The following is a 25556-nucleotide window of genomic DNA, read 5'->3' on the forward strand; positions in this document are numbered from 1 at the left end:
TTCGCTACCACCGCTATCATCTGCCCATCCCCGGGGAGTCGTGTGACTGAGAGGCAGGTGTAACGCCCTGCGACCCGCTGAACCTGATCCCGTTGACGCGGGCGTAGGGAGGGAGCGGCACCCGAAACCCGCGCTCTCCTTATCGATATTATGGAGAGTAGATATGGCAGACGTAGATTCAAAGATAGATCTGGCTTCTGATGGAAGCCAGCGGCCCGCACGCACTGAAATCGGCGTCACCACCGGCCCCATTCGCGGCAGCAAGAAAATCTACGTCGGCCCCACCCCGATTCATGGCTGCCGCGTTGCCATGCGCGAAATCTACCTCGACCCGAGCTGCGACGATGCGCCGGTGCGCGTCTATGACCCCAGCGGACCTTACACTGACTCTGACGCGCATATCGACATCAGCATGGGCCTGCCGGAAATCCGCAAGGACTGGATCCGCGAACGCGGCGACGTTGAAGAAGTTACCCAGCGCGAAGTCCGCCCGGAAGATAATGGCCAGCTCGGCCCCGACCGCAGCGGCGGCGTCGCACCGTTCCCCAATGTCCGCAAACAGGTGCTGCGCGCCAAGCCGGGCATGAATGTCAGCCAGATGCACTATGCCCGTGGCGGCATCATCACGCCCGAGATGGAATATGTGGCGGAACGTGAAAATCTGGGCCGTGCGCGCCTTGCCGAATACAAGCGCGACGGTGAGAGCTTTGGCGCGGAAATACCCGATTATGTCACCCCCGAATTCGTCCGCGACGAAATCGCGCGGGGCCGGGCGATCATCCCCAACAATATCAACCACCCCGAAAGCGAGCCGATGGCCATCGGCCGCAACTTTCTGGTCAAGATCAACGCCAATATCGGCAACAGCGCCGTCGCCTCCGACGTTGCGACCGAGGTGGACAAGATGGTCTGGTCGATCCGCTGGGGCGCGGACACCGTCATGGACCTGTCCACGGGCCGCAACATCCATGACACCCGCGAATGGATCATCCGCAACTCGCCCGTCCCCATCGGCACCGTGCCCATTTATCAGGCGCTGGAAAAGGTCGGCGGCGTCGCCGAAGACCTGACATGGGAAATCTTCCGCGACACGTTGATCGAACAGGCCGAACAGGGCGTCGATTATTTCACCATCCACGCAGGGGTGCGCCTGCCTTATGTGCCGCTCGCCGCCAAGCGCATGACCGGCATCGTGTCGCGCGGGGGCAGCATCATGGCGAAATGGTGCCTTGCCCATCACAAGGAAAGCTTCCTCTACGAACATTTCGACGACATCACCGAGATCATGAAGGCCTATGACATCGCCTACAGCCTGGGCGACGGCCTGCGTCCCGGCAGCATCGCCGACGCCAATGACGAGGCGCAATTTGCCGAGCTCTACACGCTGGGCGAACTCACCCACCGCGCGTGGAAATCCGACGTGCAGGTCATGATCGAAGGGCCGGGCCATGTGCCCATGCACAAGATCAAGGAGAATATGACCAAGCAATTGGAAGTCTGCGGCGAGGCACCCTTCTACACGCTCGGACCGCTCACCACCGATATCGCACCGGGATATGACCATATCACCAGCGGCATCGGCGCGGCGATGATCGGCTGGTACGGCACGGCCATGCTCTGCTACGTCACGCCCAAGGAGCATCTGGGCCTGCCCGACCGCGACGATGTGAAGGTCGGCGTCGTCACCTACAAGCTCGCCGCCCATGCCGCCGACCTCGCCAAGGGCCACCCCGCCGCGCAGGTCCGCGACGATGCGCTCAGCAAGGCCCGCTTCGAGTTCCGCTGGCGTGACCAGTTCAACCTCAGCCTCGACCCCGACACCGCGGAGCAATATCACGACCAGACGTTACCCGCAGAGGGTGCGAAAACCGCGCATTTCTGTTCGATGTGCGGGCCCAAATTCTGCTCGATGAAGATCAGCCAGGAGGTGCGCGAATTCGCACGGTTGCAGAACCAGGACAGCGCCGGGTTCATCGCGACGGAGGAAGCAGAGGCGGGCATGGCGGAAATGAGCAAGGTCTATGACGAGACCGGGCGGGAGTTGTATATGGGGCAGGGTGATCGGGAGCATGATTGAACACATGCTTGACATTTGCCCTGTAACCTCATATTTGTAACTACAAATAAGTAGTAACATGCTCTTTGAGTGGGACCCGTTCAAAGCGGAGGCGAACTTGAAGAAGCATAAAGTTGCTTTTGACGATGCCGTTCGCGTGTTCGCCGATCCGTCGCATATTTCGGATATCGAGCGGATCGAAGGCGGCGAGCATCGCTGGCAAACCATCGGCACGGTGGATGGCATCCGCCTTCTGTTGGTGGTGCATAATTGGCGCGATGAGGATGGAATTGATATCATCCGCATCATTTCCGCCCGAAAGGCAGAACGGCATGAAAGACGACGATACGAAAGCTAAGCTTGTCCGGTACGAATTTGACCCGACAAATCCGCCGCCGTTGACCGATGAGCAGCGCGAGCGACTGCGCGCGCTCGATGCCATGAAGGATGAAGACATCGACTTTTCCGACATCCCGCCTTTGACCGAGGATTTCTGGAAGAATGCCGTGCGCGGCAAATTCTACCGCCCGGTGAAGAAACAGGTGACCGTGCGGCTGGACGCCGATGTGTTGGAATATTTCAAGACCAAGCAAGACGGCAAGCGGGGGTACCAGACCGCGATCAACGCCGCGCTACGAAAAGTGTTTGAAGAGGAGATGCGGAAGGCGGGGTGAGTTTGTTGTATTTAGTAAACTGGCACCGTAATTCCCCAGCCGAAGGCTGAAGAAGGCATGGCCGAGATGAGCAAGGTCTATGACGAGACCGGGCGGGAGTTGTATATGGGGGCGGGGGACCGGGAGCATGATTGAGGCGTAAGTGACGTCACGGCGATCAACGTTTTTCCGTGACATAATGTTGCACAGGTTTACACTCCCGCCACTGCTTGCCTCCGACTCGCTTACTTTGTTGGGCAGAATGCGACAGGGTTAAGTGTTCCCGACTGGTTGTATGCACCGGCGTTTGGCCGTGCGCCCCGGACATCGGCCTGCAACAGGAGAGAGACATGAACAAGCTAATCAAGTTTTGTATCTTTGCGACAGCCATCACCGGCGCAAATGTCGCGCACGCCCAAAGCTATGTATTTCAGACGATACAAAAGACCAGCGAGGTCGTTGGTGGCGCAAGGCCCGATGGCACGGCTTTCGGCGGGCAGATGACGACCGGGACTGCCGAAAACACATGGCAGGATGGCAAAAAGACAACTTCGACCCACACATGCATCGGCGTCAGCATGCCACCAAATGATTCCACCTATAACTTCCGCATCGTATGCGACAGCACCGGTGCAGAAGGCTCCAGTTCGACGATCTGGGGATGCACGGAACCTGCAAAGGGCAGCGGCACCGTCCTGTGCACCGGGTGGGCATTTGGCAAGACCGGAATGTATGCCGGTAAACGCGGAACGATGACGTTCGTCGGCATCGACGGAAAAGGCAGCGGCACCGGCAACTGGGCGATGTAGCCGCAACCCGCCATAAGGTAAGGGTCGCCGCGTCCATTATGTCGCGGCGACCTTTTTATGTCGGGGGCAGGCGGCAGGGCTTTGCGAGCATATTGCCGCGATAAAGAACGAAGATATCGGCGATTCCGACATCCCGCCGCTTGGCGAAGATCGGGTAACCCGCCCAAGACGCCCGCCCGCACCTATCTTTGATAGGGGAGGCGGAAGATTATGATGCAGGGGGAATGATTAAGATTTTGGGTGGTTGGGGGTGGCTTTGGGTGGCGTGTAATAGATTTCGCCGCATCGACTGCCTAAGGTGAATCGCTTAGTCCGTCCCAGTCTAGTCGATCAGATTCTCGATATTCTCGTGCTGAAATGCTATCGTAGGTAACGATCTTGAACTCGGCGGCAGGGTAGTCATCGTGTTGTGCTTTAGTTTCGAGCGTTTTGGCTGCTTCTTCCCAATGCGCCAACTCTTCAGGCTCGGGTATATCATTTACGATTGCCAAAAATGTTAATTCAGTCGGCGTCTCCCAGTTGTCACAATGGGCACGCACTTCGTGTAGGGCCCTAACAAAATTTCCGTGCGGACTTTGTTTGCTCCGCTTGGACTCGATCCACTTACGAATGGGGGCGATTAAATCATTGAAATCGTCAGGGAACGCGAATCGTTGCCGATGACGTGCAAGACCTTTTGCTAACTTGCGAGTCTCGCCATCCGAGTTACAGCCAGACGTTCTTTGCCAGGTTGCAACTACTGTTTTGTGGACCGTTGCCGTTAAGTCAAGATCAATCAATAAACTTTTGCCGTCGAGGCTTTCGAGGTAAATTCGACTAGGAGTTTCTTGCCTTATGGCTCTCGCGACCTCTGCATCTGTAGCAGGAACTAATCCCGCAACCTGTACGTATGGCCTCACTTCAAGGTCACGGATGATGTCACACGACTGACTTATCATCGCGACGCCGTGAGGTGCTTCAATCGCTGTCCAGAAAACACCGTCATCATCGATCATCATTACTGACAACTCAAGAGGCTGCAGTGCCAAGTCCCCTTGGCGCCAAGCATCGAGAAGTGGACCGTCCTCGCTTGCCACTTGCGATTTAGCCGCGCCTTAAATTGATTTTGCCAGGCCGAGATTTAAGATGATGCGCAAAGGGCGTATTGTCGCCGACAAGTATAGGGGATTCATCGGCTACAATTGACGTTGTTTTGGTTTGATCCACAGACAATCTCAGAAGGTGGTCTCGTACCTTAAAAGGAGGTTGGTCATCAAACTCGCGAACACGCTGAAGCAGTTGCGTTACTAGTCCGGCATGCGCGACACGCACTGCAGCACCATTCGCCCACGAATGGACTGTTCGACGACTGACCTGAAAAATTTCAGCCATTTGTCCCCAAGTAAGTCCAGACCGGCGTTTGATTTCGTCAAGCGCATCTGAAGTTGATGAATTAACATCTCGTGCAACGGTACCGCCGTTTGTGCCGGCACATGTGCAATCTACACGAACAGGAGCGACAACCGCTGCTTGCGCAGAGGTAGAGCTACATGCAATTAGCGCGCTAGCGAAAATTGCTTTAAGAGGAAACATTCCACTTTCATTGGGGATTGCAACAATTACGCGGTAATTATCTGCGTTGCGAGAAGCCATTGCCAAAGTCATTTTATTTAATTGTCCTTTACCTGCATCGCCCAAAGATAAATAGCGTGCAGACGTTTTACTTGTGCCAAGATACTAGCATTGATCTTCACAGCGTCAAATTCATCCGAATCAGAATTTGTAATGTCGATATCAAGATACCAAGTCGGGTTGTCCCTAGGCATAAAAACGCTCGGATCGTAGCTAGCGCCCGAAGGCATGACACCGCTCCTGAGTAGCATGTGACCCTCATCGACAGAAAAACGCCATAGAAGATCAGCCAACTCTAAGTCCGGGTTGCCCGTGATACTTACTAGTTCCTTGGCGCATTCAAGCCTGGGATCAGCGCCGTCATTCACTACAGCCGCATTTATGTATCGGACGCCTACATATTGACGATGGCTGGGTGCGAAATGCGTTCCTACTGCATCAACAAGTGAAGATATCCGTTGCGCGAAATCGGGCCAATCCTTGTAAGTATCTCCGGTTGTTTCTAGTGCGATGCTTCGAGGTGTCAAAGAAACACGCCATGCCTGTTTGATATCAGACAGTCGCCAAACTGGCTGTGCCTCTTGTTGCGCTCCAACGCTGCCGTCAGGCTTCATCTCAATCCGCATAACCGCTTCACGCTCGAGTTCAGCCAGTGGATATTCACTTCGAATAGACTCTTGGAACTCAGCAATGCCATTTCCTGATTCTTCAGCAATCTTGAGCACTGGTGTAAACCGCACGACCACCATCGCTCGCTCGAGTAATCGTCGACCGGTGAATGGTACAGATATTGGTTCGCCTCTAAGAGGTAATTTCATCATGTAATCCCTGATAGAATCAGAGTGTGAAGTTTGTGTGAAGTTACTATCAACAATCTGCTAGCGACTTGTTTCGCTTCGCGCAACTCATTTGCGTTGAAACTCGAATGCAATGCGTAAGTCATTTCAGGTCAACAGAACGCTTCCTTGAGTCAGCAATAGAATGAGTTTTTGTTCGGTCGATCCATGCGCCAAAAACCCAATCACCATTTGCATCCGCCCCCATTCTCTCGCATAACGTCTGCGGCGTCGTCACGCGCGGCGCTGGGGTGTAGTTACCTCTCCATAAGCGGTTGATGCTGACCGTAACAGCGTCACACTCTCTTGATCTTTATGGTCGGGGAGCCTGTGGCGTATGTCCAAGGCTTGCCTAAAGGCCATAGGACCGACTTATGGCGGTAACTAACTCCCCGATCACCAGTGAGGATCAAGGGAGACACGGAAAGCGGGGGCGGACCGCTTTCTTTCTCCTTGGGACGGGAGAGTTTTCATGCCGCTTGGCACAGAACATCAGATCAGCGGCAGGGTTGAACGCGGGCCTTGGGGCTATATCCTGTGCGTGCGTGGCGGTGGGGTGTGGGAGCTGGACGGCGGCCTGTCCATCCGCCTCCGCCTCCGCGCTGCCCGCGCCCGACGGGCGGAGGTGCGGGTGGAGGGGGAGCGGGTTGGGTTCAATGCGCTGTGGGTGCGGCGGGTGGTGGTTTTGGATTGAGGTGGTGGCGCGCGCACTCCCCCTCTCCACTTCGTCTAACGGCTGAAGCCGTAAGACTGTGTACCTCTCCCCTTCAGGGGAGAGGATATGGAGCCTTGGCCGACAGGCCTAGGCGGAGTTGGTGAGGGGGGAGTTCAGGGTGATGGGGGGAGTTCGGGGTGACTGGGGTAAGGTGAAGACTGTCCCCTTGGGGACTGTCCCCAACACCGCCGCTAAACTCCAGTCCATTTTGGTTTCATCTCCGCTTGCCAACTACATCTATGCCTATAGTTTCACCTCAGCCACTACGTCTGGGGGAAGGTCGGTAGATGGAAAATCGCATTGTCGAGATTGCGCGCAAAAAAGCGCAGAAAAATACGGGCAAAAGTCGGCAGGCTGACTGGAAAGGCCGAGATACCAATCCCGCTTTCTTCGTCCGCACCGATGCCATTCGTCCCCCCACCTTTCCACCTGATATCAAGCTTGAACGACGCAATCTCATTATCGATTCCGGAAATGCCCTTATCATCCCGTTGCCGCTGCGCGCGGTGACACCGGCTGCACTGGCGCTGAAACCTGCAAAGCCTGCATCGAAACCCAAAAAGGCGCGCACGGCCGCCAAATCCAAATCCACTACCGCAAAGCCCAGGGTCGCAAAACCTGCGGACCAAAAAAAGACAGCCAGAAAGGCTGCTCCTCGGAAACCCCGCGCGAAGAAAATCGATGATGTTCGCGCGGGGGCCGGATCGTTGGCGACGGCCATCGCGCCGCCCGCCACCGTTATGGCGGCACCTGCTGTCGCTGAAATGGCGATGCCGGATGACCGGACCCCGCTGCCCCGCGCACGGGCGGTTGCGGTCTACAGGAAAAACAATGTGCTGGATATTGTCGGCTATTGGATGCGGACGCGGATGGCGGACCTTGCCAAGCTGTTCGCGCCGCGCCCCGAAACGCCCAAGCATGTGCCCAAAATGGCGGATCTGATCGCGGAGAACACCGCCCTGCGTCAGGAAATCGCCCGGCTGCGCGCGCTGCAATAAAGGCGTCAGCTTGCGCGTACGGCTTTCCCGATGGGGAAAAGCTATCCGTCCTCGATCTGCCCGCCCGCAACCGGCGGCATATGCCGCCCCATGACGTGCCAGCCAAAAAGGCTCAGCCCCAGCATGAACGCATTGGACACAAAATCCAGCGCGAGCCAGCGGTTGAAAATGGGCACCTCGAACACGAACCAGTAATTGAATGCAAAAAAGGGCAGCAGCGCGGCCGCATAGACCGCAAAGGTCCGTCGTTCCCAGCGGCTGAACCATATGAATATGCCGCCCAGCACCGCCTGCGCCCCGAAACAGCCGATCAACAGCGCGCTGGTGGCGCTCAGATGCTGAAACGCAGGTGTGATTGTCAGCCGCTCCACTTGATGCGGCGCAAACAGGCACCAAGCGCCCAGAATGAGATAGGGCAGAGCTATAAGGCGCTGTATGACCAATGCCCGGGCGGTTTGTGTCGTCATCATGATATCTTAGCGATGGTGGGAAGCGATGCAAGCCGCGCCATATTCATGGCCAAATGCTGGAATGACGATAAGAGTTCTTGACCAGAAATTGCCGGACGGGGGCGGTGTGACTTTTCACCTATCTGAAAAAATTATCCAAATTTTGCCGATAAGATATAGTTCAGTGCCTGGTTGCTGCTCAGATGAAGTCCTTTCATCGGTGAAAAGGCGATACCGCGCATATCCACCACTTCCAGACCAGCATCGTGCAGCAGTGCGGTCAATTCTTCGGGCGTCAGGAACTGGTCCCAATCATGCGTGCCGCGGGGGACTTGCCCCAGACGTTCGGCTGCCTCGACCAGAAACAGGCGCGACGCCGCCGTGCGGTTGGGGGTCGATAGCAGGAGCAAGCCATCGGGTTTCAGATGGCGTGCCAGTTCGGCGATGAAGGCCGCGGGGTCGGTGACATGTTCGATCACCTCCATCGAGGAGACGACATCAAATGCGCCCAAGCCTTGCGCGGCAATTTCACCGGCCCGATAGGCGATGCTAAGGCCCGATTGCGCCGCATGGGCCTTGGCGGCCTCGACATTTTCTGGTGCCGCGTCGACGCCGGTGACGGCCGCGCCCATGCGGGCAAGGGGTTCGCACAGCAAGCCTGCGCCACAGCCGACGTCCAGCGCGCTCTTGCCCGCCAGCGGTGTCCGTGTCTTGCCATCGCCGCCGAAATGGGCGTCGATGGCATTGCGGATAAAGCCCAGCCGCACCGGGTTCAGCTTGTGCAGCATCGCCGAACTGCCCTTCGGGTCCCACCAGTCCGCGGCCAGTGCGCCAAAATGTGCGGCTTCGGCGGCGTTTATTGTCGTTGCGGTGCTTGCCTTTGTCATATCCTGTCCCTATCAGGGCGCCCGATTGTAATATAGCGACTTTGTAAGGTTTTCATGGCGCGCATTGTAATGAAATTTGGCGGCACGTCTATGGCCGGAACCGAACGTATCCGCCGTGTTGCCCAGCTCGTCAAGCGGCAAGCCGAGCGCGGGGACGAGGTGGCTGTGGTCGTCTCGGCCATGGCGGGCGATACCGATCGCCTCGTAAACTTCTGCCGCGAAGCCAATGCGCTATACGATCCGGCCGAATATGATGTGGTGGTTGCGGCGGGCGAGCAGATTACGTCTGGCCTGCTGGCGATTACGTTGCAGGCCCTGGGCTGTAATGCGCGCAGCTGGCTGGGGTGGCAGATGCCGATCCACACCGACGACGCCCATGCCAAGGCGCGGATCGGCTCGATCGACACCGATGAATTGCTGGCGTCGATGGGCACCGGCTGCATCGCCGTCATCCCCGGCTTTCAGGGGCTGACCGACGACAATCGCGTGACCACCTTGGGGCGCGGCGGGTCGGATACGTCAGCGGTTGCGGTCGCCGCGGCGGTCAAGGCGGACCGGTGCGATATCTATACCGATGTCGACGGCGTCTACACCACCGACCCCCGTATCGTCGCCCGCGCGCGCAAGCTGAAGGCGGTGACCTATGAAGAAATGCTCGAACTGGCCTCGGTCGGGTCGAAGGTTTTGCAAACCCGTTCGGTCGGGCTCGCGATGAAAGAAGGGGTGCGCGTGCAGGTGCTGTCCTCCTTCATCGATGAAAACGCCCCCGACGCAGACAGCATCCCCGGCACGATGATCGTGACCGACGAAGAATTGGAGAATGCCCAAGTGGAACGCCAGCTGATCACCGGCATCGCCGCCGACAAGAATGAGGCGAAAATCACCCTGACCCGCGTCCCCGACCGTCCCGGCGCGGTGGCGCATATCTTCGCGCCGCTGGCCGACGCGAATATCAACGTGGACATGATCATCCAGAATGTCGGCCGCGACAAGGGCGAGACCGACGTGACCTTCACGTGTCCGCAAGCGGATCTTGCGCGCTGCACCGACATCTTGGAAAACCAGCGCGACGCCATCGGCTATAACCGCCTGATCCCCGACACCAAAGTCGCCAAGATCTCCGTGGTCGGCGTCGGTATGAAGAGCCACGCTGGCGTCGCCTCCACAATGTTCAGTTCCTTAGCCGACCGCAAGATCAACATCCAGGCGATCTCGACTTCGGAAATCAAGGTCTCCGTGCTGATCGACGAGGATGAGACCGAACTCGCCGTGCGTGTGTTGCACACGGCTTATGGGTTGGATGCCGATCGGTGAAGCGGCGAGGCAAAAAACACGCGATCAATAGAAATCCCAGGCTAAAGCAACCAGCGTTGATCGATTTGACTTAAGTCGGTATATCCGGTATATACAAAATATGAATGCCTCCACTAAAATTTGCGCTTTCAAAAGCGGGAACAGTGTTGCTGTGCGCTTACCCAAGGCTTTTGGTGTGAAGCCCGGCGATGAATTCGAATTGATCCAGCGGGGAGGTAAGCTTGAATTGCGACCGATCCTCGATCCTGAATATGAAAAAGCGCAAGTTACGGAACTGGTTCGGCGCTTACGTGCTTTAGGTCCGGTGAAAAATCCGGAGCCTCGTGAACCTATCGAGTTTCCTGATCGTCCCGGACTTTATTGAAAATTGGCTTTTTTGCTCGACACGAATATCGTCGTGCATATGCGCGAGCGAAACGAGAACATCTTGACCCGTTTCAGCGAGCTGAGCGTGCAGCCCCATATTTCTGTGTTGACGCGGGTCGAGTTGGAAAGTGGCGTATATAGCCACCCAGAATGGACAGACTCTCGCCGCGAAGCAGTGGATGAGCTCCTGGCAATGTTACCGACATTAAATTTCATGTCCTCAATGGCCGATGCATATGGCGAGATTCTGAGGCAAACCGGATTTTCCCGACGCAAAATAATCGACCGCATGATCGCAGCCACCGCTTTGGTCGCTGACCTTACTCTCATCACTAATAATGGCGATGATTTCGAAGACATTGACGGACTGAAATTGGAAATTTGGAAACCATGACCAAACTCAACCATCTCATGCTTCGCGGCACCGAATTCCTTGGCTGCCAGACCGCTATCATGTGCGGGGCGATGTCTTGGGTTTCGGAACGAAATTTGGTCTCGGCCATTTCCAATGCCGGTGGCTTCGGGGTGATTGCCTGCGGGGCGATGACGCCGGAATTGCTGGATGCCGAGATCGCCGCGACCAAGGCGCTGACGTCCAGGCCCTTTGGCGTGAACCTGATCACCATGCACCCGCAGATCATGGAGTTGATCGCGATCTGTGCCAAGCATGGGGTGACGCATGTGGTCCTCGCCGGTGGCCTGCCGCCCAAGGGCAGTATCGAGGCGATCAAGGAATTCGGCGCCAAGGTCATGTGCTTTGCCCCTGCGCTGACGCTCGCCAAGAAATTCGCGCGGTCCGGCGTCGATGCGCTGATAATCGAGGGCAGCGAGGCGGGTGGCCATATCGGTCCGGTCGCAACGTCGGTGCTGGCGCAGGAAATCCTGCCCGAATTGGGCGAGCAACTTCCGATCTTTGTCGCGGGCGGCATTGCGCGCGGCGGCTTGATCGCGAGCTATCTCGAAATGGGTGCGGCGGGCGTGCAGTTGGGCACGCGCTTTGTCTGCGCGCATGAAAGCATCGCCCATCCCAATTTCAAGGCCGCCTTCCTGCGCGCCAATGCCCGCGATGCGGTGGCGAGTGTCCAGATTGACCCGCGCCTGCCGGTCATTCCGGTCCGCGCCCTGAAAAACAAGGGCACCGAAGAATTCACGCGCAAACAGGTCGAGGTCGCCGCCAAGCTCGACGCAGGTGAAATCGATATGGAGGCAGCTCAGCTCGAGATTGAGCGCTATTGGGCTGGAGCACTCCGCCGGGCGGTGATTGACGGCGATGTCGAATATGGTTCAGTAATGGCCGGGCAGTCGGTGGGTATGGTCCATGTCGAACGGCCGGTGGTCGACATCATCGCCAAACTCGTGACGGAGGCGGAAGAAGCACTGGCGAGATAGAGCCCACTCTGCCGTCTTTGGCATCGGCGTTAAACCGTCTTGCCAACACAACACAGTCTGGCATAGCTGCGGCATGAACCACGACTCCCCGCCGGAACTCACAGCTCTCAACCCAGCCTATGTCATAACGACGCGGATTGCATCGGCCCTGGGCTATCTACCGTTCCTGATCGGCGCAGGCGCTCTGGAAGTCGCCCAGCTGTTGCCACCGGGCAGTTTTTTTGTTCCGGTTTTTCTGCTCTATCTGTTCATGGCCTTTGTCGTTCCGAAACGAAAATATGGCCATTGGGGCTATGACATGGGCAGCGACCGGCTGCGGATCGTGCACGGTTACATGTTTTACCACGATACCGTCGTGCCGTTCGGACGTATCCAGCATATTGATGTCGAGCAGGGACCGATCGACCGTCGCTATGACCTTGCGACCCTGACCGTGCACACAGCGGGCAATCACAACAGCACGGTTGCGTTGCCGGGATTACTCCATGCCGATGCACTGGCCATGCGCGAAGCCATTCGCGCGGCAATACGGGCAGACACGATTTGACCGATTTCGACTCCCAAGACACGAACGGCGAGAAGACGGGGGACGATGGAACAAAGCTGCATATTCTCGGCCTGTTCGTGGGCTTTGTTACAGGATTGCCGCAGCTCATTTTCCCGATCTTTGCCGCTTTCTTTGGTACAAGGGGAAGTGACAATCCGCTGATCTCCATCGTTGCCGTCAGCGCGGTTCTCCTGTTCAGCCTCTTTTTCCGCTGGTTGTCCTGGATGCGGTTCCAATATCATATTGGCGAGTATGATATTCGCATCGAAAGCGGTATTGTTAGCCGCAAGGCGCGCTCCATTCCGTTCGAGCGCATCCAGGATGTCAGCATTGAACAAAAGCCATTGGCGCGCCTCTTCGCGCTGGGGGAAGTTAAGTTTGAAACGGGCGGTGGTGACGGGGATGATGCGAAGCTGAGTTTCGTCAGCATCGAAGAAGCAAACCGCCTGCGCGAATTGGTGAAGGCCCACAAGAGCGGACGGGCGAGGGTCAGCCATAGCGGGCCACTTGTCCCGGACGCCGATCCAGCACCCATTTTTGCGATGGACGAAAAGCGCGTCTTTGTCTTTGGACTTTATTCTTTCTCGCTCGTCATTTTCGCGGTTCTTGGTGGCCTGGCGCAGCAATTTGATTTTCTGCTGCCATTCGAAATCTGGGATTTCCGCCACTGGATCGGCGCAGCGGAGGAGCGCGGGGTTACCGTTGATAATCTGAACGGGATAGGCTGGGCGGCCCAGATCTTCTTGGCCTTGGTGGCGCTTGGGGGTCTTGTTTTTATTGGCTTTGCCACCGGTATCATCCGCACGGTGTTGCGCGAACATGGGTTCCGACTGGAACGCACGGCCAAGGGTTTCCGGCGTCGGCGAGGACTTCTGACTTTAACCGACGCAGTCATGCCCGCGCATCGGGTGCAGGCGGCGGTTATACAGACCGGCCCGATCCGCAAGCGCCGGGGCTGGCATGGCCTGAAATTTGTCAGCCTCGCGCAGGACAGCAAGGACGAAACCAATTTCGTTGCCGCGCCTTTTGCGACGCTCTCGGAAATCTGGCCAATTGTTCATGCAGCGATGATAGATGCGCCAGACGCCCAAACCCGCTTTCAACGGGGTGCCATAAATTATTGGACAATTCAGATTTGGCTTGTTGTGCCGGTGTTATTGGGTGCGATGGTCGCCCTCATGATATGGGCTGACGCCACGGTGTTGCGGGCGATGTCATTACTGCTGATTTTGGCCGTTTTCATGCCCTATCTCTGGATAGATTGGCGCACATATAGCTATGCTTTGGACGGTAACCAAATCTATGTGAAAAGAGGATGGTGGAACGAAAAGCTGTCCATTGCATCGCAAATCAAGGTGCAGACTGTGGAAATATATCAGGGTCCGATTACCCGACGGCAGGGTTTGGCATCGGTCAACTTCGGAATTTCGGGGGGCACTTTGGAATTGATCGCCATCCCGCTGGAAACGGCCCAGACCATATGTGAGAGGGTGATGGATCAGGTGGCGGCGGTGGACTATGCACGGGTTACAGCAAGCGGTTCTCGATCACTGTAAGATTCAGGCGCAAACCGCGTTCCATGTCGGCGGCAAGGGTTGATAGCCCCTTCATCCCAATTTGATTGCGATGTTTTTTCGGGCATTTTTCATTTTTGCTATGGCGCGATTTTGCCATGAATCAAAAGCTGTTTTAACCCTTTTTCATCCGTGAAAAGCTGTGCATCGATACCATAAACAGCGGCAAGATTGGCCGACGTAATAACCGAAGACATGTCACCTTGGGCAAATATTGTGCCACGATGCAGCAGGACCACATGATTGGCATAGCGCACGGCGTGGTGCAAATCATGGAGCACAGCGACCACGCCTTTCCCTGAATCGGCCTGTTTCCTCAGGAGTGTGAGCATGTCGATCTGATATCCGGGGTCCAGATTGGCGAGCGGTTCGTCCGCCAATATCCATTGCGGTTCACCCGCCAGTACCCGAGCCATCAACACCCGTGCCCGCTCGCCGCCCGACAATTCGGTCACGGTTCGCATTGCGTATGATGATGTGCCGGTGGCATTTAGCGCATCGGTAATGGCGGAGCGATCTTGTTTGGACAGACCAAGTCCTGTGCGATGTGGATAGCGACCAAGCGCGACCAGCGCCTGTACAGAAATGGCCCAGTGCGTTTCTGCGCCTTGCGGAAGCAGGCCGATCATTTTTGCGCGATCTGCCACCGGCAGGCTGCTGACGTCCCGTCCGTCCAGACGTGCCGAGCCAGAATCAGGCTTTAGCAGGCCGGCAAGGCAAGCCAGCAATGTTGATTTACCCGCGCCATTTGGCCCTAAAATGACGCTGAACTGGCCCTGTTCGAAACAGGCGTTCACGCTGTGTAGAGCAGGTCGTTCACCATGGGCAAAATCCACATTGTCGCATTGTAATGTCATGCGGCCTGCTTTCGTTTTTTCGAAAGCAGGAACAGGAAAAAGGGTGCGCCAAGTACCGCCATAGCGATGCCCAAACGAATTTCACTAGGCCCCGGGGTTAACCGGACAAGGCTGTCCGCCGTCAACGTCAGCAGGGCACCGCCTAGCGCGGAGGGCAACAAGATCACTGAAGGCTGCTCGCCATAAAGACCCCGGATCACATGCGGGATGATCAGGCCGACAAAACCCACAACACCTGAAACCGCGACCGACGCGCCGATCGACAGGCCGACTCCGAATATAATGATCCATCGCAATCGCGCCATATCAACGCCGATGCTGCGCGCGCCATCCTCACCAATTGTCAGTGCGTCGAGCGCCTTACCGGTGGTCAGCAACAGCGCAGCGCCAATCGCCATCAAGGGCAGCGCCTTGACGGCATCTTCCATCAAACGGTCAGTGAGCGCCCCCATCAGCCAGTTGACTATCTCACTAGTGGCAAATGGATTGGGGGAGATGCTGATGAGAAAGGCTGTGAACGAAGCCGCTAGCGTTGATAGCACCATCCCGCCCAGAATGAATCCGAGCGGCCCGCCGCCTCGCGCGAGTGTTAGCAGTAAAAGGATGCTGATCCCGGCGCCCAGCATCGCACTTCCAAATAGCCCGAGCGGAATCGTGTTGAGACCAAGAAATATTGCTGTCACTCCACCCAGCGCGGCGCTGGACGACACGCCCAACACCGTCGGATCGGCAAGAGGGTTACGCAAATAGCCTTGAAGTACCGCACCCGAAAGGCCCAAAATCGCCCCGATGGCGAGGCCAAGTAATGCGCGGGGCAGGCGAAGTTCCAGGAAAATCCAGCCATTTGCATCATCTGCAAGCCAAGCAGTTGGCCATATCCAAACTTTGCCTGCCATTAACGAAAGCATGAATGCACCCGCCGTCAATAGTATAAGAGCAGGCGTAATCCAGCGCGCTGTCATTGCAACGACCTTCGTGCATTTTGGAAGATATTGGAAATTTTGATGATATTCGGTCCCCCGCAGTATAGCAGCCGGTCGTGAAATGGGACAATAAGCGTCTGGTTTCCTAGATGCTTCAACAATCGCAGGCGCGATGTCAGCTCCCGGGCTTCATTGCCCTTTGCATTGACGGGTGTGAAGATAATCCGGGGCGGATTGCGTATAAGCATTTCCAATGGCAGGACGCCCCACGCTTTCAGGCCAAAGTCAACACTCGCGTTACGAAATCCGTGGCGACGAAGCAGGTCGTCCTGAAGGGTGTCTTTGCCTGCCACAAAGCCACCATTTTGCCAGATGATGGCCGATGGTGCGTCATCGGTAACGGTGGATTGGTCGGCATCGGGTAGAGCGGCTAACATTCGTGCTACCAACGCTTCACCCGCCTTTACCCTGCCAATTGCCTTTGCAATCTGACGAACTTGAGTTACGTCTTCGTCGATGCTGGCGGCAACACCAATTGCCACAATCGGGATGCCGGCTTTGGCAAGGGCTGCATTGGTTCCCGATGAAGCCAGATTGCCCGTTAATACCAGTCGAGGCTTGGCGGCCATAACATCTTCGGCCCCTGTCCCCAAAGCAGGAAACTGCCGCGCCCATGCCAAAGGCGCGGAAGCGCTGTCTGCATCATGCGAATAGACACTGACTGCCGAGATTTGGTTGGGGGCCGCGATTTCTGCGAGGACGGAATCGATACAGGGATTATTAGATACAATCCCCCCCGGCGCAACAGCGGGCTGGCCGCTGCAACTGCCTAAAAGCAGCAGAAGCGGCCAGCACCGGACCATTAAAACTGGGCCCGGACGCCAAAATGGGCATTGCGGCCATAGGTGCTGAACCCGGCAACTTGCACATATTGGGTATCGAACAGGTTTTCGACACGTCCGAAAAGTTCGAACTGATCGCCGACCGGATAGGCCGCACGCAGATGGGCCACGCTGTATCCGTCAAGTCGCACGCTATTTGATGCGTTGTCGAAGCTGTCTCCACTAAGCAGTAAACTTGCCCCGAGTTTCAAGCGCCAAGGCGTCTGCCAATCCACGGTCAAGCTGCCTGCATGTTGCGGACGCAGCGCAAGCCGATTGCCGAAATTGGCACCCGCCGAACGGTTTATCGCATTGGTCAGGGTATAATTGGCCTGAATCGTTAGCCTATCTGTGGGTTGCAGCGCGAATCCTAATTCAAGACCGTCGGTCTTTACCTGATCAATATTTTCGGATTGAAAAGTCGCGAACGAAAACGCGATTAAATCGCTGCTTTTGCGATTGAAATAGGTCGCAAAAATACGTGCTCTACCGTCAAGTAACTGGTGTTCGACGCCAAGATCGAAATTCCGCGCCGTTTCCGGTTTCAGGCTGGGGTTGCCAAAGGGCGGCTGCCCTTCTGTCAATGTGGGCGCGCGAAAGCCTTCACCATAGGTTGCGCGCAACACGGTGTCGCCATTGTCGGGTGTATAGGCAATATTTCCCCCAAGGGTCGTCTGGCCGCCATAATCGCTATAGTCATCATGGCGAACGCCCCCGGTCAACGTCAGGCCCGTAACGGGGCGCACGATAATTTGACCAAATCCGCTGGTGACGCGATTGCGGGCAAGATCTGCCGGGGCACCTTCGAAGGATGTGCTGGCAAAAGTCCGTTCATGTTCCAGTCCGAAAACTAGTGTCACAGCGTCGACGATATCAAAAGCACCATGATATTCGAAGCGGTCGATCGTCGCCTTCACGTCAAAATTATTGAAACTGAACGCCACAGGATCGGTACCGACGCGGGATATATCGGTTCGCGCATAGGACAGGCGATTGTGAAAGCGGTCCTGCGCCAAATCGAAATTCGCACCCACATATCCGACAAACTGACGATTGCGCGCTACCGGCAACCCATTCGCGCCGACCCCGAACGGCGAGTCAAATTCGATCGTACCTCGGTTATAATAGCCACGAAGGTCGAGATAAAAATTGTCAGCCAGATTGGCTTTCAAACGGCCATTGGCGGATAGATTTTCAAAACCGTCCTTTTCCGTGCCACCCGAAAGTGCCGATATTCCATCCGTGCGATAAAAGGCACCGCCGACGCTTCCTTCAAACAGGCCGCTGGTCCCCGAAAGATTCGCATTGGTGCGGATTGTATCGGCATAGCCATATTCAGCACTGGCATTCACAGCCAGGGATTGTGTCGGGGCAAGGCTCTGGACGTTGACTACGCCGCCAATGGCCTGACTGCCCCATATGATGGAATTGGGGCCGCGTAGAACCTCTACGCGTCCGATGTTGCCAGTCAGCAATGCGCCAAAGTCAAAGGCAGCGTTGGGACTTGACGGATCATTGATCCGCACCCCGTCGATCAGCACGAGGGTCTGCGAGCTATTGCCACCACGCAGGAAAACGCTGCTCTGGCTGCCCACTGGACCGCGCGTTGCGACTGCAACGCCAGGTAGGGTCCTTAGCGCGTCGATAATGCTGGTTGCCTGCAATTCTTCAAGTCGTGTTGCGTCGATGACAGAAATAGCCTGCCCGGTTTCAGAGCGCGGTTGTTCAAAACCGCTTGCGGTTACAACAATGTCTTCACTGGCATCCTGCGCGAAAACGCAGACAGGGTACAGCGCAAGCGCTGCCGCCGAATATTTCAAAAATATCATAATCATATATCCTTCACATGACGTCCAAACAAATGTCGTCACGCGGAGGAAAACCCCGATTGCGCCAGTGTCCCGCAAGCACAAAGGACAGACCGCAAACAGGCAGGTCTCCTGGCTCCCGGGTCAAAATCCAAACCCCGCCTTCCCAGTTTCCCAGTGGCATAAGGGGCAAAACTCGCCGGTTACAGTTGCGGGAACAGCGCCGGATTTCCGCCGGCTTCCCTATTATCCACGCTCTCGCGCAGACCTGGTGCGTGTGCGGGTCGTTAGTCGGGAATAGGTTGAAGGGCAAGCATTGTGTTTCCGTGAACGTGGCAAGGGCACTTTTTCAATGCCTTGTCTTACCCGGCCTTTGCATACCCCAGAATTGCGGTCCTTCAGGGACCTGCCACATATGCTTCACCTGAAAACCAAAGCTCTGGTAAAGCGCGACATTATGTTCGTCGGCGGTTTCAAGATAAGCTGGCAGGCCGTCTTCGTCGGCGCGTTCAAGCCCTGCCCGGATTGCCGCTCCGCCAAAGCCCTTGCCCTGATGCACCGGGTCACAGCCGGCATAATGCAGATACCAGACCGGTTCTTTGGGTAGGTGCTTTTCAATGAGGTCTGCAACCTCCAGCCCGCGAAAAATCGAAAAACGCAGACGCTGGATGAAAGGAATGATCAGGCGGGCGCGATCCCACATGCTGTCATGGGCCTGACCCGGGCCACGCCACAAGGTAACCGCCTCAATCCCGTCCGTGCCGAATACTGCGCCCTTGCGATGCTCATCCTGCAAGAACAGGTGGAATGCACCGGCAAGCCGTTCGGCGCGCAGCTTCGGGTCGGGGATGACATAGCTCCAGCCCGTTTCCGTCTGGAACGCGCGTGCCAAAGTCTCAGCGATTTCCAGATTGTCGGTCGGGGCAAGAAGCCTTGCTCTGCTGTTGCTCAAGCCTTTGCCTGCGTCAATATGGGCAGATTACGGACGCGTTTTCCGGTTGCCGCAAACAGTGCGTTGGCAAGCGCCGGAGCCGCAGGTGGCACGCCTGGTTCGCCGATGCCGCCCATATACGCCCCGCTGTCGATGAAATGGATATCATGCACCAACGGCGCATCGGCAAGCTTCAGCAAGGGGTAATCGGAAAAATTGCTTTGCTGCACCGCGCCTTTTTCCAACGTGACGGCTTCACCTATCGCTGATGAAAGGCCCATGATGGTTCCGCCTTCGATCTGCGCCTTGGCGGCGTCCGGATTGACGATGCTGCCAGCGTCGACGACGGTCGTGATCTTGTGCACCTTGGGCATACCGTCTTCTTTGACCGATGCTTCGATCACATGGGCGACAATGGTCTTGAAGCTTTCGACAATCGCCACCCCGCGACCAACGCCCTCAGGCAGGGGCGCTTTCCAATTTGCAAGACGCGCGCATTCGTCAAGAACCCGCAAATGACGGGAGTCCGCCTTCAAATGGTTCCGGCGAAACTCGACGGGGTCCACACCTGCGGCATGGGCCAGTTCATCCATGAAGCTTTCATTGTAAAAGCCCTGCTGGGTCGAGTTTACCGAACGCCATGCACCGGTGATCTGGTTGGATTTATGTTCATAATTCCGGCGCGCGACCGCGGGAAGATTGTAGATGAATGTCGTTTCCGATTCCGCACTTTCGGTTTGGGCATAGTCATTGGAATAGGCTGCGATCCGCTTGTTGGCGGCGACATTCGCCTTCAAAACCGCCGCGCTTTGCGGGCGATAGGCCCCTTGCGCGATTTCTTCTTCACGGCTCCAGATCAACTTCACCGGATAGGGCAATTGCATAGCCAATTTCGTAACCTGGCTGACGATTTCCATATACATGGGCAGACGGCGGCCAAAGCTGCCGCCGATCAGCATCGGGTGGAATGTCACCTTGTCGCTGTCCAGACCGGAAACATCGACGGCCATCATTTTGGTCGCCAGCGGGTCTTGCATGCCGCCCCATATGTCCAGCTTTCCATCCTTAAAATGGGCGGTCAGGGCAAAGGGTTCCATCATGGCATGGTGCAGGAACGGGACTTGATATTTTGCTTCGACGGGTTTGGGTCCCATGGCGGCTTTGACGTCGCCTTCGCCAGCCTCACCGGCCGGTTCGCCCTTGGCAATCAGATCGTCATAGGCTTTGAAAATGGATGCTGTAGAAATTGCACCATTACCGCCATCGGTAAATTGCGGCGTCATGGCGCGCAATCCGCTAATGGCGGCCCAATAGCCTTTGGCCACGACCGCGACGGCATCGTCCAGCTTGATGACCTTTTCGACACCCTTGACGGCAAGGGCAGGGGCCTCGTCCACCGATGTCAATTTGCCCCCACGGGCAGGGGCCGCCATGATGGTTGCAACGCGCATATCAGGGACCGAGAAATCCATGCCATATTGCGCGGTTCCATCGACCTTGGCCGGGATGTCCAGCCGGGGCAACGACTGGCGCATCAGGCGATAGTTTTTGGGGTCCTTGAGCTCGGGTTCGTTATTCAGCGAAAGTGTGGCCGCCTCTGCCGCCAATTTGCCATAGGGCAGCGAACGGCTGGATTTGGCGTGAATGACGTGGCTGTCCTGTGTCGTTAGTTCCCCCGCAGGAACGCCCAGCCTTTTCGCCGCTGTTTCAATCAACGCAAGGCGGGTCGCCGCGCCGACCTTCTGGAATGTGACTTGTCCAGTGTAGCGGAGCGCAGAGGAGCCACCGGTAATTTGCAAGTTCATTTGGCGCGCAATGAAGGACAAGAATGACTGGGGAATCCCGTTTACAATTCCCGGCTGACCCGTCATTTCCCCCATAAATCCACGGCCCAGACCAACATTGGCAAAGGCTGATTCAGCGGGCGCGGACACCAGTTTGACCTGATCCCACGCCGCATCCAGTTCTTCTGCAAGCATCTGGGCAAGGCCGGTGTTCGACCCTTGCCCGATATCGGTGTGCGGGGAATAAATGGTGATCACATTGTCTTCGGCGATTTTCAGCCAAGTGGCAAAGCTATGTTCGCCTTTACCGGCAGTCAGCTTTGCTGCTGTTTTGACGGCGTTGCTGTCGAGAATCGAAATGCCGAACAGACCAGCGCCTACAACCGCGACACCGCCAATCAGGAACGCGCGGCGTTTCACGCCCTTGCGCTTTACAGGGGTGGGCTGTTCCATTTCCAATGTGGGATTATCGGCCATCATGCAGCTCCTTCGATTGCGGTGGCCGCTTGGCCAGTGGCGGCGTGGATGGCCTTGCGGATTCGGGGGTAGGTGCCGCAGCGGCAGATATTGGTCATCGCCTCGTCAATCTGTTCGTCCGATGGCTTACCTGTCTTTTCGATCAACGCGACAGCGGCCATGATTTGACCCGACTGGCAATAGCCGCATTGGGGCACCTGTGCGGATATCCATGCCTGCTGTACGGCGTGCAGTTTACCTTCCGCGCCTTTCAAACCCTCGATTGTCGTGATGGACTTTCCGGCGATGTCGCTGACAGGAACGCTGCATGACCGGGTAATTTCGCCATCGACATGCACAGAGCAGGCACCACATGCAGCAATACCGCATCCGAATTTGGTGCCGGTAAGCCCCAATTCTTCGCGAATGACCCAAAGCAGAGGGGTATCCGGTTCGGCCGTCAGGGCCACCGCCTTGCCGTTGATGGTTGTGTTAATCGCCATGATATCTACTCCGCTCTCAATTACGTTTCATATAGCAACCCGTTATTCACTTTGCTAGGCCGTTCCGCATGAAAGCAGGCGCTGCCGATCATCACCGGATTTTAACCCAGGTGCAAGCTTGGCGAGGCGCGCCTATGGCTCTGGCGACGGTCGTCGAAACCTGGAAATCAGCGCCTTGCCCTGTTGGCACCCACATGCTGGTTCACGCCGACGGGCGCTTTACCGGTTCCGTATCGGGCGGCTGTGTTGAAGGCGATGTCCTCGAAATTGCGCGTCAGGTGATGGCCGATAACAGCTTTGCCATTCGCCGCTATGGTGTCGCTGATGGGGCGGCGTGGGAAGTTGGCTTGCCATGCGGCGGAGACATTGTTGTTCTGGTGCAAAATGTGTCGGCTGACTATTTCCCCGGTACGCTGTTTGGTGCAATAATCGACGCGCAAGCATCGGGCAGGACGTTGCGGATCGGGACTGATCTGGCCACTGGGCATAGTGCGATCGTGGATGCTGACATTGAAGGGAAATTCATCAATGATTATCTGCCACCGCGCAGGTTGATCATAGTCGGCGCTGTGGAAATTGCTGCGACTTTGTCCAAAATCGCCCGTGCTATGGGGATTGGGGTGACGCTGGTCGATCCGCGCGCCCGATTCCTGACTGCGGATCGGTTTCCTGATGTCCTGCGTGATGACAGATGGCCCGATGAAGCGATCCGGGCGCTATTGCCTGACGCACGCACGGCAATTGTGATGTTGAGCCATGATCCCAAAATAGATGACGCTGCGTTATGTGCCGCGCTGGAATCTCCTGCGGCCTATATTGCCGCACTTGGTTCAAAATCCTCGCATCTAAAACGTAAGGAAAGGCTGACATTGTTGGGGGTCAGCAAAGCGCAACTGGACAGGATCGAAGGTCCCGCAGGCGTGGCAATCAATGCAATCAGCGCGGCTGAAATAGCACTTTCCATTGCAGCAGGCGTGGTACGGGCGTTCAATGACGGCCTTCGCTGATATCGCGATCGTCGTTCTTGCTGCGGGAATGAGCACGCGCTTTGGTTCGGATAAGCTGATGGTCCAATTGGAAGGCATCCCATTGGGTCTGCATATCGGTAAAACCATATCGCCCATGGGATTTGGTTGGCGCTATGTCATATGTGGGGCCGATTCCGCATTGTCAGCTCATTATGCTGCGCTGGGTTTTACGATAATTCCAAATGATCGGGCAGAGGCTGGACAGGCGCATTCATTGCATCTGGCGGTGCAGGCTGTGTCGGCAACACCGGCCAGCGCGTTGATGGTAACATTGGCCGACATGCCCTTTGTACCGGCAACCCATATTGACCGCGTCGCGCGAACGGGCGTTTTGGCCTGCTCTTACAACGGGAATGCCGTCATGCCGCCTGCATTGTTCCCACGCGATTCATGGCCGGATCTGCGAACCACATCGGGTGATCGGGGGGCCGCAGCCCTGCTTAAATCAGCGCTGAAAATTGAGACTGCTTCCAATATGTTGCGTGACATTGACACGCCGGCTGATTTGCCCGCTTCAAAATAGCGTGACCATCGCGTAGCATCATCGCATGACCTTCAATACTGCTCAGCAATCGATCGAATCTGCCCTTCGCAACCCCGAACTTATGACGGCGGCGCTGGCGCTGTATGAAAATCGCCTGCACGATGCCGAACCGATATTGAAGGCCAGGCTGAAGCGAAACCCGTTCGATGTCGCCACGATCAGGATGCTTGCCGAACTTGCCGGACGTATCGGCCGCTTTGCCGATGCTGAAAATCTGTTGCGCCGTGCAGTTGAACTGGCACCGGCGTTCGTTCCGGCAAGGTCCAATCTGGCATTGGTGCTGTATAGGCAAGGGCGACCTGAAGAAGCAATAGCCGAGCTGGACCTGCTGCTCGAAAACGACCCGGAAGATATCGGTGCCGCCAATTTGAAAGCGGCGGCTGCCGGGCGCATAGGTGAATATGCAGATGCGGTTTCGCTCTATGAACAGGTTTTGAAATCACGGCCGGAGCAGGAAAAAATCTGGCTGTCTTATGGCCATGTTTTGAAAACGGTTGGCAGGCGGGATGACAGCGTTGCCGCCTACCGCAAATCGGTCATGCTGAAGCCTGAATATGGCGAAGCATATTGGAGCCTTGCCAATTTGAAGACGGTTCGGATTTCGGATGAAGAATTGACATTGATGCGCGCGCAATTGGCGCGTGACGATATTGGCGATGAAGATCGGTTCCACCTCGATTTCGCAATGGGCAAGGCGCTGGAAGACCGGAAATCATGGGATGAATCCTTTGCCCATTATGACGACGCCAACCGCCTGCGTCGTTCGGCCCTTGATTATGACGCCCAAGAAAATCGCGCGATGATCGCCCGCCGGATCGAACTAATGACCGCAGAATTTTTCGCATCACACAGCGGCGGCCATGTGGCTGCAGACCCGATATTCATTCTGGGGATGCCGCGCGCCGGATCGACATTGATTGAGCAGATATTGTCGAGCCATTCGTGCGTCGAAGGAACCCAGGAACTGCCCGACATTGGCATGATTTCACAACGTGTCGCAGGGCAGGCGAAAGAAGCGCATGGGGGCGATTATTGTCAGGGCCTTGCCAATTTGAGTGCGACCGACCGTGAACGCATTGGTGCCGAATACATCTCGCGCACCCGCATTCACCGCAAAAGTGACAAGCCCTATTTTATCGATAAAATGCCGAATAACTGGCAAAATGTTGCATTGATCCATCTCATCCTGCCCAATGCCAAAATTATCGATGCGCGGCGTAACCCGATGGATTGTTGCTTTTCTAATTTCAAACAGCATTTTGCCCGTGGCCAGAGTTTTTCCTACAGCCTGGAAGATGTCGGCCAATTTTATGCTGACTATGTCGAATATATGCGTCAGGTCGACACCGTTTTGCCGGGCCGTGTCCATCGCGTGATCCACGAATCGCTGATTGAAAATCCGGAACGAGAAATCGGCGCGTTGCTGGAATATCTGGGGCTGCCCTTCGAAGATGCCTGTCTGCAATTCTGGCAAAATGAGCGCGCCGTTCAAACGCCCAGCGCCGAACAGGTTCGCCGCCCGATAAATCGCGACGGAATGGATCAATGGAAACCCTATGAACGGCATTTAGGGCCACTCAAATCTGCGCTTGGTGGCATTTTGGATAGCTACCCCGACGTTCGCTAGCCCAAGTCCA

General features: G+C 56.3%; 27 protein-coding genes and 2 riboswitches. Of the genes, 15 read left to right on the forward strand and 12 right to left on the reverse strand.

Annotation, left to right across the window (positions count from 1 at the left end):
- Window positions 1-21: 21 nt before the first annotated feature.
- A riboswitch (TPP riboswitch) is annotated at window positions 22-127 on the forward strand.
- 36 nt (window positions 128-163) lie between these two features.
- The 4 genes from thiC (at window position 164) to EUU23_RS01250 (ending at window position 3518) form a co-directional block, all read left to right on the forward strand.
- The gene (thiC, locus tag EUU23_RS01235; protein WP_160352320.1) at window positions 164-2077 is read left to right on the forward strand and encodes a phosphomethylpyrimidine synthase ThiC; all 1914 of its coding nucleotides are present in this window, start codon (window positions 164-166) and stop codon (window positions 2075-2077) included.
- 97 nt (window positions 2078-2174) lie between these two features.
- Window positions 2175-2414, forward strand: a complete 240-nt coding sequence (locus EUU23_RS01240) for a BrnT family toxin (protein ID WP_425505093.1) — start codon at window positions 2175-2177, stop codon at window positions 2412-2414.
- Window positions 2389-2730, forward strand: a complete 342-nt coding sequence (locus EUU23_RS01245) for a BrnA antitoxin family protein (protein WP_160352322.1) — start codon at window positions 2389-2391, stop codon at window positions 2728-2730. Before EUU23_RS01240 ends, EUU23_RS01245 begins: the two co-directional genes overlap by 26 nt.
- 329 nt (window positions 2731-3059) lie before the next feature.
- Entirely contained in the window at window positions 3060-3518 is a 459-nt protein-coding gene (locus EUU23_RS01250) for a hypothetical protein (protein WP_160352323.1), read from the forward strand.
- Window positions 3519-3811: 293 nt separating this feature from the next.
- On the opposite strand, the gene EUU23_RS01255 is transcribed toward EUU23_RS01250, so the two are convergent.
- The 3 genes from EUU23_RS01255 to EUU23_RS01265 all read right to left on the reverse strand — a co-directional run bounded on the left by EUU23_RS01255 (window position 3812) and on the right by EUU23_RS01265 (window position 5950).
- Complete coding sequence (locus tag EUU23_RS01255; RefSeq protein WP_160352324.1) at window positions 3812-4516, reverse strand: hypothetical protein; 705 nt, start codon at window positions 4514-4516, stop codon at window positions 3812-3814.
- Window positions 4517-4601: 85 nt separating this feature from the next.
- Complete coding sequence (locus tag EUU23_RS01260; RefSeq protein WP_160352325.1) at window positions 4602-5195, reverse strand: hypothetical protein; 594 nt, start codon at window positions 5193-5195, stop codon at window positions 4602-4604.
- On the reverse strand, window positions 5168-5950 hold the full coding sequence (locus EUU23_RS01265; protein ID WP_160352326.1) for a TIGR04255 family protein: 783 nt from the start codon (window positions 5948-5950) through the stop codon (window positions 5168-5170). The genes EUU23_RS01260 and EUU23_RS01265 overlap by 28 nt, the downstream gene beginning before the upstream one ends.
- 487 nt (window positions 5951-6437) lie before the next feature.
- Here EUU23_RS01265 and EUU23_RS14375 point away from each other — a divergent pair, with 487 nt between their 5' ends.
- Window positions 6438-6659, forward strand: coding sequence for a DUF5818 domain-containing protein (locus EUU23_RS14375; RefSeq protein ID WP_425505094.1), 222 nt, complete (start codon window positions 6438-6440; stop codon window positions 6657-6659).
- Window positions 6660-6967: 308 nt separating this feature from the next.
- Window positions 6968-7678 (forward strand): hypothetical protein, encoded by a 711-nt coding sequence (locus EUU23_RS14230; protein WP_160352327.1) that lies wholly within the window; start codon window positions 6968-6970, stop codon window positions 7676-7678.
- Between the two features lie 41 nt (window positions 7679-7719).
- Here EUU23_RS14230 and EUU23_RS01275 read toward each other — a convergent pair whose 3' ends face one another.
- Complete coding sequence (locus EUU23_RS01275) at window positions 7720-8148, reverse strand: hypothetical protein (RefSeq protein ID WP_160352328.1); 429 nt, start codon at window positions 8146-8148, stop codon at window positions 7720-7722.
- A gap of 131 nt (window positions 8149-8279) precedes the next feature.
- Window positions 8280-9014 (reverse strand): bifunctional 2-polyprenyl-6-hydroxyphenol methylase/3-demethylubiquinol 3-O-methyltransferase UbiG, encoded by a 735-nt coding sequence (gene ubiG, locus EUU23_RS01280; protein WP_160352329.1) that lies wholly within the window; start codon window positions 9012-9014, stop codon window positions 8280-8282.
- Window positions 9015-9068: 54 nt separating this feature from the next.
- On the opposite strand from ubiG, the gene EUU23_RS01285 reads away from it, so the two are divergent.
- The 6 genes from EUU23_RS01285 (at window position 9069) to EUU23_RS01310 (ending at window position 14186) form a co-directional block, all read left to right on the forward strand.
- Window positions 9069-10328 carry an aspartate kinase gene (locus tag EUU23_RS01285; RefSeq protein ID WP_160352330.1) on the forward strand — a complete coding sequence of 420 codons (1260 nt, stop codon included), beginning with the start codon at window positions 9069-9071 and terminating at the stop codon, window positions 10326-10328.
- A gap of 100 nt (window positions 10329-10428) precedes the next feature.
- Entirely contained in the window at window positions 10429-10692 is a 264-nt protein-coding gene (locus tag EUU23_RS01290) for an AbrB/MazE/SpoVT family DNA-binding domain-containing protein (RefSeq protein WP_160352331.1), read from the forward strand.
- A gap of 12 nt (window positions 10693-10704) precedes the next feature.
- Window positions 10705-11088, forward strand: a complete 384-nt coding sequence (locus EUU23_RS01295; RefSeq protein WP_281346876.1) for a PIN domain-containing protein — start codon at window positions 10705-10707, stop codon at window positions 11086-11088.
- Complete coding sequence (locus EUU23_RS01300) at window positions 11085-12083, forward strand: NAD(P)H-dependent flavin oxidoreductase (protein WP_160352333.1); 999 nt, start codon at window positions 11085-11087, stop codon at window positions 12081-12083. Before EUU23_RS01295 ends, EUU23_RS01300 begins: the two co-directional genes overlap by 4 nt.
- 73 nt (window positions 12084-12156) lie before the next feature.
- On the forward strand, window positions 12157-12630 hold the full coding sequence (locus EUU23_RS01305; RefSeq protein WP_160352334.1) for a PH domain-containing protein: 474 nt from the start codon (window positions 12157-12159) through the stop codon (window positions 12628-12630).
- On the forward strand, window positions 12627-14186 hold the full coding sequence (locus tag EUU23_RS01310) for a PH domain-containing protein (RefSeq protein WP_160352335.1): 1560 nt from the start codon (window positions 12627-12629) through the stop codon (window positions 14184-14186). Before EUU23_RS01305 ends, EUU23_RS01310 begins: the two co-directional genes overlap by 4 nt.
- Window positions 14187-14284: 98 nt before the next feature.
- Here EUU23_RS01310 and EUU23_RS01315 read toward each other — a convergent pair whose 3' ends face one another.
- The 7 genes from EUU23_RS01315 to EUU23_RS01345 all read right to left on the reverse strand — a co-directional run bounded on the left by EUU23_RS01315 (window position 14285) and on the right by EUU23_RS01345 (window position 22347).
- Window positions 14285-15061 carry an ABC transporter ATP-binding protein gene (locus EUU23_RS01315; RefSeq protein WP_160352336.1) on the reverse strand — a complete coding sequence of 259 codons (777 nt, stop codon included), beginning with the start codon at window positions 15059-15061 and terminating at the stop codon, window positions 14285-14287.
- Window positions 15058-16023 (reverse strand): FecCD family ABC transporter permease, encoded by a 966-nt coding sequence (locus EUU23_RS01320; protein WP_160352337.1) that lies wholly within the window; start codon window positions 16021-16023, stop codon window positions 15058-15060. The genes EUU23_RS01315 and EUU23_RS01320 overlap by 4 nt, the downstream gene beginning before the upstream one ends.
- Window positions 16020-16847 (reverse strand): ABC transporter substrate-binding protein, encoded by an 828-nt coding sequence (locus EUU23_RS01325; protein ID WP_160352338.1) that lies wholly within the window; start codon window positions 16845-16847, stop codon window positions 16020-16022. The genes EUU23_RS01320 and EUU23_RS01325 overlap by 4 nt, the downstream gene beginning before the upstream one ends.
- The gene (locus EUU23_RS01330; protein ID WP_160352339.1) at window positions 16847-18694 is read right to left on the reverse strand and encodes a TonB-dependent receptor plug domain-containing protein; all 1848 of its coding nucleotides are present in this window, start codon (window positions 18692-18694) and stop codon (window positions 16847-16849) included. Before EUU23_RS01330 ends, EUU23_RS01325 begins: the two co-directional genes overlap by 1 nt.
- Window positions 18695-18778: 84 nt before the next feature.
- A riboswitch (cobalamin riboswitch) is annotated at window positions 18779-18960 on the reverse strand.
- Between the two features lie 62 nt (window positions 18961-19022).
- Window positions 19023-19625: a GNAT family N-acetyltransferase gene (locus EUU23_RS01335; RefSeq protein WP_160352340.1), complete on the reverse strand. Its 603-nt coding sequence runs from the start codon at window positions 19623-19625 to the stop codon at window positions 19023-19025.
- Complete coding sequence (locus tag EUU23_RS01340; RefSeq protein WP_246155995.1) at window positions 19622-21865, reverse strand: xanthine dehydrogenase family protein molybdopterin-binding subunit; 2244 nt, start codon at window positions 21863-21865, stop codon at window positions 19622-19624. The genes EUU23_RS01335 and EUU23_RS01340 overlap by 4 nt, the downstream gene beginning before the upstream one ends.
- Window positions 21865-22347: a (2Fe-2S)-binding protein gene (locus tag EUU23_RS01345; RefSeq protein ID WP_160352342.1), complete on the reverse strand. Its 483-nt coding sequence runs from the start codon at window positions 22345-22347 to the stop codon at window positions 21865-21867. The genes EUU23_RS01340 and EUU23_RS01345 overlap by 1 nt, the downstream gene beginning before the upstream one ends.
- Window positions 22348-22415: 68 nt before the next feature.
- Between EUU23_RS01345 and EUU23_RS01350 the strand changes: the two genes are divergently transcribed.
- Genes EUU23_RS01350 through EUU23_RS01360 form a run of 3 tightly spaced genes read left to right on the forward strand, consistent with a single transcriptional unit; the run spans window position 22416 to window position 25546 of the window.
- Window positions 22416-23354, forward strand: coding sequence for an XdhC family protein (locus tag EUU23_RS01350; RefSeq protein WP_160352343.1), 939 nt, complete (start codon window positions 22416-22418; stop codon window positions 23352-23354).
- Window positions 23338-23898, forward strand: coding sequence for a nucleotidyltransferase family protein (locus EUU23_RS01355; RefSeq protein ID WP_160352344.1), 561 nt, complete (start codon window positions 23338-23340; stop codon window positions 23896-23898). The genes EUU23_RS01350 and EUU23_RS01355 overlap by 17 nt, the downstream gene beginning before the upstream one ends.
- 25 nt (window positions 23899-23923) lie before the next feature.
- Window positions 23924-25546 (forward strand): tetratricopeptide repeat-containing sulfotransferase family protein, encoded by a 1623-nt coding sequence (locus EUU23_RS01360; RefSeq protein ID WP_246155997.1) that lies wholly within the window; start codon window positions 23924-23926, stop codon window positions 25544-25546.
- Window positions 25547-25556 lie beyond the last annotated feature (10 nt).

This window comes from Sphingorhabdus profundilacus (genome assembly GCF_009769755.1).
In the GTDB taxonomy this organism is placed as follows: domain Bacteria; phylum Pseudomonadota; class Alphaproteobacteria; order Sphingomonadales; family Sphingomonadaceae; genus Sphingorhabdus_B; species Sphingorhabdus_B profundilacus.